Source organism: Prolinoborus fasciculus (genome assembly GCF_056724605.1).
Window position 1 is genome coordinate 1 of record NZ_JBWZQN010000002.1, and the last position, 13489, is coordinate 13489.

12 protein-coding genes are annotated in these 13489 nt (G+C 46.4%); 5 read left to right on the forward strand and 7 right to left on the reverse strand.

What is annotated here, in order from left to right:
• Positions 1–205 precede the first annotated feature (205 nt).
• The 6 genes from AC1P5O_RS00460 to mdtD all read right to left on the reverse strand — a co-directional run bounded on the left by AC1P5O_RS00460 (position 206) and on the right by mdtD (position 6468).
• Positions 206–562, reverse strand: a complete 357-nt coding sequence (locus tag AC1P5O_RS00460; protein ID WP_005101539.1) for a RidA family protein — start codon at positions 560–562, stop codon at positions 206–208.
• Positions 552–1862, reverse strand: a complete 1311-nt coding sequence (gene shiA, locus AC1P5O_RS00465) for a shikimate transporter (RefSeq protein WP_121979722.1) — start codon at positions 1860–1862, stop codon at positions 552–554. The genes AC1P5O_RS00460 and shiA overlap by 11 nt, the downstream gene beginning before the upstream one ends.
• A gap of 222 nt (positions 1863–2084) precedes the next feature.
• The gene (gene dinB / locus AC1P5O_RS00470) at positions 2085–3140 is read right to left on the reverse strand and encodes a DNA polymerase IV (RefSeq protein WP_121979723.1); all 1056 of its coding nucleotides are present in this window, start codon (positions 3138–3140) and stop codon (positions 2085–2087) included.
• A gap of 20 nt (positions 3141–3160) precedes the next feature.
• A complete protein-coding gene (locus AC1P5O_RS00475; protein WP_121979724.1) occupies positions 3161–4177 on the reverse strand; it encodes an MBL fold metallo-hydrolase in 1017 nt (338 codons plus the stop codon).
• Between the two features lie 53 nt (positions 4178–4230).
• Positions 4231–5010 carry a glycoside hydrolase family 25 protein gene (locus tag AC1P5O_RS00480; RefSeq protein WP_004644887.1) on the reverse strand — a complete coding sequence of 260 codons (780 nt, stop codon included), beginning with the start codon at positions 5008–5010 and terminating at the stop codon, positions 4231–4233.
• A gap of 66 nt (positions 5011–5076) precedes the next feature.
• Positions 5077–6468: a multidrug transporter subunit MdtD gene (gene mdtD, locus AC1P5O_RS00485; protein WP_086044350.1), complete on the reverse strand. Its 1392-nt coding sequence runs from the start codon at positions 6466–6468 to the stop codon at positions 5077–5079.
• 177 nt (positions 6469–6645) lie between these two features.
• Between mdtD and AC1P5O_RS00490 the strand changes: the two genes are divergently transcribed.
• Both AC1P5O_RS00490 and AC1P5O_RS00495 read left to right on the forward strand, forming a co-directional pair.
• Positions 6646–8463, forward strand: coding sequence for a choice-of-anchor I family protein (locus AC1P5O_RS00490; RefSeq protein WP_121979725.1), 1818 nt, complete (start codon positions 6646–6648; stop codon positions 8461–8463).
• 153 nt (positions 8464–8616) lie between these two features.
• On the forward strand, positions 8617–9591 hold the full coding sequence (locus AC1P5O_RS00495; RefSeq protein ID WP_121979726.1) for a hypothetical protein: 975 nt from the start codon (positions 8617–8619) through the stop codon (positions 9589–9591).
• Between the two features lie 66 nt (positions 9592–9657).
• Here AC1P5O_RS00495 and AC1P5O_RS00500 read toward each other — a convergent pair whose 3' ends face one another.
• Positions 9658–10278: an LOG family protein gene (locus tag AC1P5O_RS00500; RefSeq protein WP_004281026.1), complete on the reverse strand. Its 621-nt coding sequence runs from the start codon at positions 10276–10278 to the stop codon at positions 9658–9660.
• A 332-nt stretch (positions 10279–10610) separates the two neighbouring features.
• Between AC1P5O_RS00500 and AC1P5O_RS00505 the strand changes: the two genes are divergently transcribed.
• The 3 genes from AC1P5O_RS00505 to AC1P5O_RS00515 all read left to right on the forward strand — a co-directional run bounded on the left by AC1P5O_RS00505 (position 10611) and on the right by AC1P5O_RS00515 (position 13432).
• The gene (locus AC1P5O_RS00505) at positions 10611–12188 is read left to right on the forward strand and encodes a TerC family protein (RefSeq protein WP_121979727.1); all 1578 of its coding nucleotides are present in this window, start codon (positions 10611–10613) and stop codon (positions 12186–12188) included.
• 73 nt (positions 12189–12261) lie between these two features.
• Positions 12262–12726, forward strand: a complete 465-nt coding sequence (locus AC1P5O_RS00510) for a YchJ family protein (RefSeq protein WP_005263978.1) — start codon at positions 12262–12264, stop codon at positions 12724–12726.
• Between the two features lie 61 nt (positions 12727–12787).
• Positions 12788–13432, forward strand: coding sequence for a trimeric intracellular cation channel family protein (locus tag AC1P5O_RS00515; protein WP_004644893.1), 645 nt, complete (start codon positions 12788–12790; stop codon positions 13430–13432).
• Positions 13433–13489: the final 57 nt, after the last annotated feature.

Below are 13489 nucleotides of genomic sequence, written 5' to 3' on the forward strand. Positions count from 1 at the left end.
TTCGCAAGAGATGCGATGGATGTCTGGTGATTTGTAGTCATAAATTTTAGTCCCCACTTGTTTTTAAGTGGGGACTAAATTAAGGCTTATAGGACGAATTCATAAGGTGTGTTCAGCGGACGCTTACAGTAAAATTAAAGCAGTCGGTTAAAACAAAAAAGCATGCCAGAAGCATGCTTTTTTTATGAATATCGATCTTGAAACATTATTCCGGTTTAACCGCCACGACAGTCAGTTCGACCAATACCCGTGGATCATAGAGTTTTGCTTCTACACAGGTACGAGGCAGCGCTTCGATATCAGCGACCCAGGCATCCCAGACTTCATTGAAGGCTGCATAATCCTTTTCAATATCTTTCAAATAGATAGTTACCGACATGATGTGACTTTTGTCTGTACCGGCATCTGCCAGAAACTGGTCAATAATATCTAAAGTCTGTTGGGTTTGCCCTTTAATATCCAGTTCGACATCTGTGGCCAGCTGGCCGGCAAGATGTACCAGATTACCGGCAATGGCAATTTCCGAAAAGCGTTTCGATACATGTAAACGTTCAACTGTCATGTTGTTCATCCTGAGTTTTGGGCATCAGGGCTGCGACCAGTGCAGTCAGCAGACAACCCACCGCCAGATAGATGGCTACATAATGCCATGAACCATCCGCCCAAATCACCAGTGCCGCTGCAATAAATGGGGTAAAACCACCCCCAATGATGCTCGCCACCTGATAGCCAACTCCGGCACCGCTGTAGCGGTATTCTGTGCCAAACAGGGAGGTGAAAATCGGTTGATGGACACTGACCACCATATCGTGTGCGACGTTCGCCAGTAAAATTGCCCCGACAATGATCATCCAGGTGTTTTGTGCATCGAGCGCCATAAAAAATGGAAAGGCTGAAAGCGCACCAATCAAACCGCCCCAGACACACATTTTCTGATGATTGAATTTATCCGCCAGCCAACCAAAAAATGGAATACTGAAACAGCTAATTACCCCGACCATCAGCGTGATATTCAGGAAGAACTGTTTGTCCATGCCTAGGTTGCTGGTGGAATAGTTCAGGGCAAAGTTGGTGACCAGATACATGGTCAGCAATTCAGTCAGACGTAAGGCAATGATATAGAAGAAAGCTTTTGGATGTTTGCTGATGGCTTGCAAGATTGGCAGCTTTTCTGGATGATGGTCTGCTTTGACCACCTTTTCTACAAATTCCTGAGATTCATCCTGATCACGGCGAATCCACATCGCCACAGCTAACAGTACGATGCTGGCCAGAAAGGGAATACGCCATGCCCACTCGGCAAAGGCTTCTTCACCCAGTGTCGCAATAATAATCGACACTGCACCGGTGGCCAATACCAAGCCAACACCATAGCCGACCTGAACGCCACTGCTATAAAAGGCTTTTTTACCCTTGGGTGCATTTTCAACTGCCATCAGAGCTGCGCCGCCCCATTCACCACCGACAGCAAAGCCTTGCAAGGCTCGACAAAACACCAACAGCACCGGAGCCCACCAGCCAATTGCCTCGAAATTTGGCAGTAGACCAATCCCGACCGTGGAAATTCCCATCAGGATTACCGTGAGTACCAGCATTTTTTTGCGGCCGAGCTTGTCACCAAAGTGACCAAATACCACACCGCCTAAAGGACGAAACAGGAAGCCGACCCCAAAGGTGGCTAGTGCTGCCAGGGTGCCCATGTTCTCGCCAATACTAGGGAAAAACTGATCTTTAAAAATTAAGGCTGCAACAATGCCGTAAAGGAGAAAATCATACCAATCGACAACAGCACCAACAAAACTAGATAGCGCAGCTTTACGTGCGCGTTGTTCTTGAACAATAGAAGAATTTACAGAAGACATGCAGGAGGGGATTCCATGAGTTACATCAGAGTTGCCCTGTAATATTCGGATTTGATCGTCACGCTAATCACAGGACAGCATGCTGAAAGTAAAGGTGATTTTCAGCATCTCAGCACATACATGGATAATGCATTGCGCAGATAGAGTACTCTAAAAAATCAAAATGTAAAAACAAAGTTGCCGTATTTTTAAACCAATGCCTAAAACGTGATCAAAAAAGGTTTAGAGCAGCAATAACTGGGTTTCAGTCTCGGGGACGCTGAGCTGATACACGCCGACGCCGATCAGCCGGAATTGCATCTGCGGGGCAATATGCAGCTCATCGAGCAGTAAGTCCAAGGCTTGGGCTAATTCCTGTGGACTACGCAGCACCTGTTTAAAACTTTTACTGTGTTGCATCACCTGAAAATTCTTGAGTTTTAATTTGACCGTAACGCCGCGAGCCGAAAGCTGTTTCTTTTGCAGGCTTTGCCATACCTGTCCAAGTAAAGGTTCCCAATAGGGGCGACATTGGTTTAGATGTAGGTCATCATCAAAAGTGGTTTCTTTGGAAATTTGCTGACGTTCCCGTTCCACTTCGACCGGCCGCTCATCAATGCCTTGAGCATACAAAAATAGCCGCCGTCCATATTTGCCAAATTGCTGAATCAGTAAGGCTTCATCAATTTGCTGTAAATCGCCTAAAGTTTCTAGATTCAGACTTTTCAGTTTTTCCTGAGTGACTTTTCCCACGCCGGGAATTTTTTTCAGCGGCAGATCCTGGATAAAACGCTGTACCTGCGAAGGTTTAATTACACAGATGCCATTCGGTTTGTGCCAGTCCGAAGCAATTTTAGCGAGAAATTTATTGGGTGCCACACCGGCAGAAGCAGTCAGTCCGGTCGCTTGAAAAATATCCTCGCGAATCCGCATGGCGACTTCGGTGGCACTGGGAATCTGCTGTAAATTCTCCGTGACATCCAGAAAGGCTTCATCCAGAGACAGTGGTTCAATCAGGGAAGTATATTGTTGGAAGATCTGATGAATCTGTGCCGATACCTGCCGGTATTTGGCAAAATCTGGCTCAATCACGATAACTTGAGGACATAGTTTGCGCGCCTGCCCCATGGACATGGCAGATCGCAGGCCATAAACTCGTGCCGGGTAGGAGGCAGCCGCGACCACCGCCCGAGGATGATGCGAGGCTATCACCACAGGTAAGTCTTTCAATTCTGGACGTTCACGCAGCTCAACCGAGGCATAAAACGCATCCATATCAATATGAATAATTTTGCGCATGTTCGCTATCTTAAGGGGCTTTAATCGGATTGGGAAGCGACGGCTGCGTTGAGTAAATAGGGCTGCGGTTCGCTGAGCAGAACGACTTTTGTCCCTTGTGTCTCGGCGGCCTGAATCAGAAGATTCAAACTTTTTGGAGTGTCATCGGCCAGACGGGGTAGAAATTGCAGCGGCTGGTTTAAAGGCTGAAAAAAATCATCCCAATGCACCGGAACCACCATTTTGGGCTTGAGCAGGTTCAGGGTTTCAGCCAGATATTGCTGCTGATAGGCAGCAGATTGTCTGGAAAGCTGAGCAATGCCTAAAAACAGGGTGTCGACTTCCAGCTGTTGTAATTGCTCTGGAATAAATCCGGTACTGGCCTTGATCAGAATTTTATGTCCTGCATGCTCAATCAGGTAATCGAAACTGCCACCTTCCTTAAATTCGGAAAATTTGGCCGGAAGGGTGAAAGGCTGCAGCAGCTCTTCGCCTAAATCATCATTTAGCGCTGTGGGTGGGGTATGTTGTGAGGGAATTGCAGTGATCTGGAAATGCCCCCAGTGCTGTAGTTGCCAAGGTTTAACTGACTGTAATTGCTGTGGAGTAACTTTGGGATTTGCCCGGGCGATATTCAGGGTGCTAGGCGAACCGACGAGAGCAGTTTTGGGAAGCATCTCCAGTAAGGCCGGGACATCCAGAACATGATCATAATGAGAATGACTGACCAGAATGGCTTGGGTTCGGCTCAATTCATGGCGTTGCACCAGTTGTTCAAGGAGTAGCCTGTCACTTTGAATAGGTCGAGTAATTACTTGCCGCAAAGATGGCCGGCTAAAGAAACCATCGATCAGGATCTGATCGTGGCCATCATCGAGTAACAGGGTGGACACACCAAAAAAATTGACTGTAAGCCCGTGAACGGATATACCGGTTTGCGGCTGCCACGCTTTAAAGTCACTAACCTTGCCCGAAGCTTGCAACAGATAAGCCAGCATACCCGCGATGAGTAGGAGTAGAATCACCAGACCGAGTAAAATGCCTTTTATCCATTTCAATCTTTTTATTTCCTTGTTGTTTTTATAAAGAACTTGTTTTCAGGCGATCAGCTTTATTTCGCTTTATTCTCAGATGAAGGTACTACAATCGCATTCTTTTTGAGAAAATCCAGCCATTGCTGTTCTGAGCCATAAAAAACATTCAGGTCTACCGGTGTGGTAATACCGGGAATTTTCCCCTGACTGGTATGTTGCCAAAACGTCCATTTAGGCTGATCTTTTAAATCAGGCAGACCTTTGTATTCACGTACCCAGAGTGGTACGTTAGGAAAGTGTCCTGCCAGTACAATATTATAAAAAGCTTTAGAAATATAGAAAATCGGCTGCTTGCCATAATGCTTTTTCAGGGCATCGTGCATCACCTGAATTTCGTTTAAAAGCTGCTCTTTAGAATAGGTATTGATGCATTTGCTGTCATATTCAAGATCAATTACTGGCGGTAAGGCATCCGGTTTATTGGGTACGGAGTCAATAAAATTCTGGGCTTGAATGCTGCCATCGCGGCAGAGCCGGTAAAAATGATAGGCACCGACCAAAAAGCCGCGTTCACGTGCTTTCAACCAATTTTCCTGAAAACGGGTATCTTTAAAGTCGCCGCCTTCAGTGGCTTTCAGATAAACAAAACGGTATTTTTCAGGCGAAATCTGCTGCCACTGAATCTCTTTTTGATGATGCGATACATCAAAACCCTGAATAGGATAATCGGCTGCATGGGCAGACGGTGCTTTCATCAGGCAGAGATAGACCATGGCGATCGTGATCACAGTGATCAGTATGCCCAGCCCAATCAAGAGCGATTTATGAACTCTGTTCGGAGCCTGATTTTTTTGCATTTTCAGTCCTTGCCTATATGTGATTTAGCCTAAAACTTACAATCAGCCCAAAGTGAATATAGCGCATCAAACCGGGGTATTTTTAGGAATATGCCAGAAAATATAGGCCGCAATAATATTGATGCAGCCTAAACAGATCAGTGATACATGAAAAGCAGCCACCAGATTGTCAGCGCCGTAATAGGCACTCAGCATGTTCACCAGTGTTCCTGCCAGTGCCACCCCGATACTCATTGACAGCATCATGATCATCGACAGGAAACTGTTGCCGCTACTGGCATCCTGCTGGCTTAAGTCCTTTAAGGTCAGGGTATTCATCGACACGAATTGCAGTGAATTTAAAATGCCGAAGATAAAGAAATGAATCGCACGGAGCCAGATTGGGGTTTCCGCCGTGGTCAGGGCAAAACTGGCAATACATAGACCTACCAGTAAGGTATTGACCAGCAAGACCCGACGGTAGCCAAAACGCTGAATGATGTTGCGGATAATCGGTTTGGAGGCCAGCGAACCAAGCACAGTCGGAATCATCAATAAACCGGTAATAAAAGGTTCGAAACCGAAAGCCACCTGCAACATCAGCGGCAGTAAAAACGGAATCGAGTTACCGCCGAGACGGGCAAAGAAATTACCCAAAATACCAATCGCATAAATTTTATTTTTAAACAGCCGGCTGCGAAACAGGGCGTTGCTATGGGTATGCGAATGATAGGCATAAATCAGGGTGGCCAATAAACCGGCCAGAATCAGGCTCAGGCTCCACCACAGCGAGTTTTGTGGACTGGCAAAATTTTCAATTCCGAGACAGAGACCCACCATCGCCACGACCAGCAAGATAAAGCCCCAATAATCAAAACGGGCGACTGTGGGTTCAAGTACATTCGGCATGGCCTTAAAGGTAATCAGTGCGCCCAGCAAGCCAATCGGCAAATTGATCAGGAAAATCCAATGCCAGGACAGATATTCGACCATCCAGCCACCTAGGGTCGGCCCAATTAAAGGACCAATCAGGCCGGCCAGACTCATCAGGCTCATAGCGGCCAGAAACTGGGTACGGGGAATGATCTTTAGCATCGCCAACCGGCCGACCGGCAGCAATAATGCACCACCGATCCCTTGAAAGATCCGGTACACCAATAATTCATTCAGGCTACTTGACCAGGCACAGCCCAAAGAGGCCAAAGAGAAAATAATAATCGCAGCAAAATAGGTATTTCTGACCCCGAACCGGTCTGCCAGCCAGCCACTTAAGGGAATGCAGGCCGCCACAGACAGCACATAAGCCACGACCACACTGTGCATGCGTAGCGGATCTTCCTGCAAATTTTGGGCAATTGCAGGTAAGGCGGTATTAATAATGGTGGTATCCAGCCCCTGCATGAAAAAGCCAATCGAGACCAACAAGACCAACAATCTAAACTCGGGATCTAAGGCTTGATGCGTAGGCGTGGCATTCATAATTCTGGAAAACTGAAAATTTTGAATAGTTTAAAGGAATCAGCCGAGTCTGTCGTATATAAAGCGTTTCAACTTTTATGCGGTGTTGTGTCAAGGAACTGCAACCGATCTGTCATGGCACTGCAATGCTCTGGTTATAAATTGGTCACGAATTCTTCATGATAGATCAACAAAAAAATGAAATTAAAATTAAAGTCATTGATAGTGGCCATGCTGGCTGTGGGGATGGTGGCATGTGGAACTGAGAATGAAAATGAAACGCCGGTTCCAATCGTTGAGGCTACACCGAACTCGATCGAGTTAAGCAAATTAGCTGCTTATGAATCGGGTGTGTTTGCGCAAAGTGCAGCAGAAATTCCGGCCTTTGATGCCGAGAGTCAACGCCTATTCGTGGTCAATGCCAAAGAAGGCGTATTAGATGTACTGGATTTAAGTCGACCTGATCAGCCGAAAAAAATAAGTTCTATCACGGTCGATGACATTGCGCCAGAGGCTGAGGTCAACAGTGTCGCGGTACACAATGGCATCGTCGCCATTGCAATTCAGGCTGCTGTGAAAACAGACCCTGGCTATGTGGCTTTATATCAGGCCAAAGACCTGAGCAAGCTGGCCCACGTACAGGTGGGTGCCTTGCCGGATATGCTGACTTTCACACCGGATGGTCAAAGCTTGCTGGTGGCCAATGAAGGCGAGCCTTCTGATGATTATCAGGTCGATCCAGAAGGTTCAGTGTCTGTCATTAGTCTGGCCAATTTAAAAGCCCCGATCGTTCGTACAGCAGACTTTAAGGCCTTGAATGGACGGGAAGCAGCATTGCGTGAACAGGGCATCCGCATTTTCGGACCAAAGGCCAGCGCAGCTCAGGATTTTGAACCTGAGTACATCACTGTTTCAAAAGATGGAAAAACCGCCTGGGTTGCCTTACAAGAAAACAATGCCTTGGCCAAAATTGATGTGGCTTCTGCCAAGGTACTCGCTGTTTATCCATTTGGCTTTAAAGATCATGGCATGAAGGGTCATGGTATGGATGTCAGCGATGCGGATGGTGTCGAGGGTAAAGGCAAAATCGATATTCAAACTTGGGCCAATGTCCGTGGCTTATATATGCCAGATGCGATTGCAAGTTTCGAGGTCGCGGGTAAAACCTATATTGTGTCTGCCAATGAAGGCGATGCCCGTGCCTGGGGTAAAAACAATCCTGCATATTTCAATAACGATACCAGCCAAGGCTTTGTAGAAGAATGGCGGGTGAAACACTTGGTGCATGCTAAAGGCTTTGACCGCCGTCTGGGTGATGATTTACCAGCTCATCTTCGGGTATTGGCCGCTGGTGCAGAATTGAACCCGAATAATTTTGCGTATTGCGGTGCTATTGTAGGGGATGCCAAAGACTGCCGTGAAGATCATCTGTTGGGCCGTTTAAATATTACGTGGACCGAAGGCTATCAAAAAAATGCCGATGGTACAGCCAAACTGAATGAACGGGGCAATCTGGTCTATGATCATTTATATAGCTTTGGTACACGCTCGGTCAGTATCTGGGTGGAAAATGATCAGCAGACCGGTTTAGAACTGGTATGGGATTCGGGCGATCAGTTTGAGCAGTATATTGCCAAACATCATCCTGAGATTTTCAACTTTAATCATGAAGAAGCCGGACTGGATAATCGCAGTGACAATAAAGGGCCGGAACCTGAAGGGGTGACCTTGGGGCAGATTGGTCAAAAAACCTTTGCCTTTATTGGGCTGGAGCGTGTCGGTGGCATCATGGTATATGATGTGTCTACACCTGCATCACCAGTCTTTGTGCAATATATTAATTCACGTGATTTTAAAGCGACTACAGCGCAGATTGAAATGGGACAAGCTGGTGATTTAGGACCGGAAGGTTTGGTATTTATCCCCGCCAAAGACTCCCCGAATAAGAAACCACTCTTGATGGTCGGCCATGAAGTCAGTGGCAGCACCACGATTTATCAAGTAAATCTCAAGTAACCAAAAGCTTTTAGATTCAGGGCACTTAGGTGCTCTTTTTTGTAAGGTGACCGTATATATGACAGTCTTGTCATTAAAATGAAATAAAACCGTCATAATCTTGGGCCAACTTTTCAGCAGTGCTGAAATCTCCTCGCGTATAGGTTTGTTTTTATGACAATCGAGATTTTGATGGTGATCGGCTTCTGTTTGGCCGCTTACTCTATTGTCGGAAATGATGTACCTCAAACCCTAGGGACATTTATTTCTTCGAATTCACATCGCCCATGGTGGGTGTTGTGGATTTATATCAGCTCAATTTTAATTGTCGTATTGGTCTATGGTTGGTATGCATCTGGGGTGGGTGATGCCTCATACGGTCGTTTAGAAACGATTCCTTTCCCTGAAGGTGGCATTACCTGGCTGTATATTGTGCCGCCAATTCTCCTGTTAATACTGACCAAATACGGGATTCCAGTCAGTACCACCTTCCTGGTGCTTACGATTTTCTCTCCTGCCAGCTTAGGCTCGATGATGGTCAAATCGATGATGGGCTATGCGGTGGCCTTTGTGGTGGCGATTGTCATCTATCGTTTTGTGGTCAAGCAGCTGGCACGCCATTTTGCCAAGACACGTCATCAGGAACACTCCAAGGTCTGGATGGGCTTGCAGTGGGTTTCTACCGGTTTCCTGTGGAGTCAATGGCTGATTCAGGATCTGGCTAACATCTTCGTGTATGTGCCACGTCAGGTGCCGTTTGAATTCCTGATGTTTGCGATTATGGTATTCGTGGTCTTGCTGGGTGTGATTCTGTATCAACGTGGCGGGGCGATCCAGAACATTGTCGACACCAAAACCGGTGTGACCGACATTCGTGCTGCAACGATTATCGACTTCATGTATGCCATTATCCTGTTAGTTTTTAAAGAGTGGAGCAACATTCCAATGAGTACCACCTGGGTATTCCTGGGCTTACTCGCAGGTCGTGAATTTGCCATGTCAATGATTCTGGATGAAGTCAACAAACATCGTACTTCACGTAATGTCAGTGCAGATGCCATGAAACTGATGTTCGGTCTGGCCATGTCGGTCATTCTGGCAACAACTTTGCCGATGTTTTATGAGTTTGTGACGAATTATGGTCAATAAGTCCTGATATTAAAAATCCAATAAAAAAGCGAGCCAGGTGCTCGCTTTTTTCTTAATTGGAATGGTTTAAACCACAAATCTTTGCGGATGGCCTAAATTAGTTAAAGTTGTATAAATTTCTTCTTCGTGTTCGCAAATGATCAGTTTGGCGCGATGCTGTGGCGGTAAAAAACCATCTTCGACCGCACGGTCCAGCTGTGCAATCAAGGCATCATAGAAGCCATTCACATTATACAACATCATCGGTTTTTGATGCTGGTTCAACTGGCCCCAGGTGGCAATTTCCAAAATTTCTTCAAACGTGCCGAGTCCACCTGGCAAGGCCACAAAGGCACAGGCCCGCTCGGCCATCATGGCTTTACGTTGATGCATGCTGGTCACCACATGTAATTCGGTGAGCTGGTTATGGGCAATTTCATAATCCAGCATAAATTCAGGAATCACCCCTACAGCTTCACCGCCATGCTGGATCATGGCATCCGCGACCTGTCCCATCAAGCCAATACTGGCGCCACCGTAAACCAGCCCGAAACCATGTTCTGCCAGTCCTTGCGAGAGATGAATGGCTTTTTCTAAATAAACCGGTTTGTTGCCTGCACGTGAACCACAATAGAGAGCCACTAGAGGGCGTGTTGTTTTTGGGGAGTTTTCTTTAAAATAATCTGTCATTTGAATTACGCTTTGCATTTATTTTCTTCACCTTATCATTTTTCTTTCTTGTGACTATAGCTTAATTAATAAATATGACAATTCTGTGTGCGGCTACATTTTCACTGCAATAGGGCTCAGCAAAATTCATCGATAAACAGCTATGAAAACAGGTGAATTTCAAATTGATCTTGATATACTGAAAATTGGTTTCACAACAATAGAACGACGATGGGTAGTGGTAGTTGGCCGTTTAACTTTATAAATCTACGCCAAATAATTGATCTTATTCAATATAAAAAATTCTGTTTTGCTGTGTCACAGCGTCAGGTGATTCCATGCTGCAGTCCTGAGCTTCAGGAGCCAAGCGTATGATCTTTGAATGGATGTCAGACCCTTCAGCCTGGGTCGGTTTACTCACGTTGATTGTTCTTGAGATTGTACTCGGGATCGACAATCTGGTTTTCATTGCTATTTTGGCGGAGAAACTGCCACCAGAACAACGTAATACGGCGCGGATTGTCGGCTTGATGCTGGCCCTGCTGATGCGTTTGATCTTACTGGCCTCGATTGCCTGGGTAGTGACCCTCACTGATCCACTATTCCACATCTTTGATCATGCTTTCTCGGGCCGCGATCTGATTCTATTGTTTGGTGGGGTGTTCCTGCTGTTTAAAGGCACCATGGAACTGCATGAGCGTCTGGAAGCCAAACCCGTCATCAAAGAAGAAAATCCGGTCCATGCGGTATTCTGGATGGTGATTGTGCAGATCGTGGTGCTGGATGCCGTTTTCTCATTGGACAGCGTGATTACTGCGGTTGGCATGGTCAAAGACCTGTCAGTTATGATGATTGCCGTGATTATTGCCATCGGGATTATGCTCTGGGCATCCAAAGCTCTGATGGATTTCGTCAACAGACATCCGACCGTGGTGATTCTGTGTCTGGGCTTCCTGATGATGATCGGCTTCTCGCTGGTGGTCGAAGGCTTCGGTTTCCATATTCCGAAAGGTTACCTGTATGCTGCAATTGGCTTCTCGGTGATTGTCGAATTTATTAACCAGACCATGAAACGCAATCAGGAAAAAATGGTGACCACCACCGACATGCGCTACCGTACTGCTTCAGCAGTGATGCGCATGCTCGGCGGCAAACCTGCTCAGGACAATGATTCTTCTGAGCCGGAAGATGTTCTGGCGACACGTGCCTTTGCCGATGAAGTCTTTAATGATGACAATGGCATCTATCATAGTGTCATGGTGCAGGGGGTACTGGGTCTGTCTGAACGTCCGGTCAAGTCGGTAATGACGCCACGTCCTGAACTGGAATGGATTGATCTGGACAATGACGCTGACAGTATCAAAGAACAGTTATTGCAGATGAGCCACTCGCGTCTGATTATCGCCCGGGGTGAACTGGATAATATTGCCGGTGTGGTACTGACCCATAAAGTCCTCAACGAATACATTGAAACCGGGGTGCTGGATTTTGAAAAGCACTTACGTGAACCGGTGATTGTGCATGAAAATGCCCAGGTCTTGATGGTGATGGAACAGTTGCGTCAGGCTCCATTGCAGATGGTAATTGTCCTGAATGAATATGGTTCAATTGAAGGGATTGCCACCCCAATTGATATTCTTGAAGCAATTGCCGGTGAATTCCCGGATGAAGATGAGTTGCAAGCCGCCGCGGAAAGCCTGGAAGATGGCAGCCTGATTCTGGATGGTTCCACCGATATTCGTCATGTTTCCTTGCTGCTGGATCGTGATCTGGTCAATGAAACCGAAGAATATTCGACTTTATCTGGTTATGTATTGTTCCATATGGCACGTTTACCACATAGCGGTGAAAAGTTTGAAGCAGATGGGCATATCTTTGAGGTCGTGACGATGGACGGTCATAAGATCGATAAAGTGCATATCATTCCGCAGCTTCCTGCACAGGACTAGATTCTAGCCAATGTTTGGCCTGTAAAGTTTGCTAAAATAGCCCGCATTGTCGGGCTATTTTTATGGAACTGAAATGTCAGAAGCATGTCCATGTGGACAAGGCGAATATCACAGTTGTTGTCAGCCACTGCATGTAGGGCAAAAGGTCGCAGAGACTGCACAGCAACTCATGCGTTCCCGTTACAGTGCCTTCGCCAAGCATGAAATCGATTACATCAAAACCACGACTGCGCTGGGTCAGCAACAAGCGCTGGACCTGCAGGCAATTAGTGAATGGAGTAAAGCCAATCAATGGTTAAAGCTTGAAATTGTTCAAGCCAATGAAAAACTAGATAAAAATCATGCCTTGGTCGAGTTTAAGGCACATTATCATGATGGCAAGCAGGCACAGGTGCATCATGAAGCTTCGCATTTTGTGAAGTTTGAAGGTCGCTGGTATTTTCTGGATCCGACTACAGACCATAACATCACCATGAAACAGGCCTGCATTTGTGGTTCGGGGAAAAAATTTAAGCAATGTTGTGCCGGATTCTTATAACTTTCACACAGATTTAGCTTAGAATAGCCGCCATCTCATAGCCTCAGGTGGAAGCAGGGCGATGTTACTGACCGTCATCTATATTATTGCAATTACCGCTGAAGCCATGACCGGGGCACTGTCCGCTGGCCGGCGCAGCATGGACTGGTTTGGCGTGATGATTATTGCCTGTGTCACGGCACTGGGCGGTGGTTCGGTCCGTGATGTTCTGCTCGGACATTATCCCTTGACTTGGGTCAAACATCCCGAATATCTGGTGCTGACCTGTTGCGCCGCCTTCGTCACCATCCTGATTGCCAAATGGATGCGACAGTTACGTAATGTCTTCCTGGTACTGGATGCCTTGGGGCTCATTGGCTTTACCATTATTGGCTGTCAGATTGCCCTGGAAATGGGACATGGTTTTGTGGTCAGCGCCGTTGCGGGTGTCTTGACCGGTGTGTCTGGCGGGATTTTGCGTGATATTTTATGTAATGACGTACCGCTGGTGTTCCGCCGTGAACTGTATGCCAGTATTGCCTTTGTTTCAGTGATCTTTTACTGGCTCTGTAGTCACTACGGCTTGTCGCAGGATCTGACCATTCTGTCTACCCTGATCTTTGGTTTTAGCTTACGTCTGATCGCCATCTATTTTGGTCTGGAAATGCCAAAATTCATTTATAAAGATGATGATGAGCACTCGGCATCTTCCAAAGACGAATCTTAATTTTTAAATGTATGAAGTGCGGCAATAAAAATAGCCGCATTCAACTCAATTCGTAGT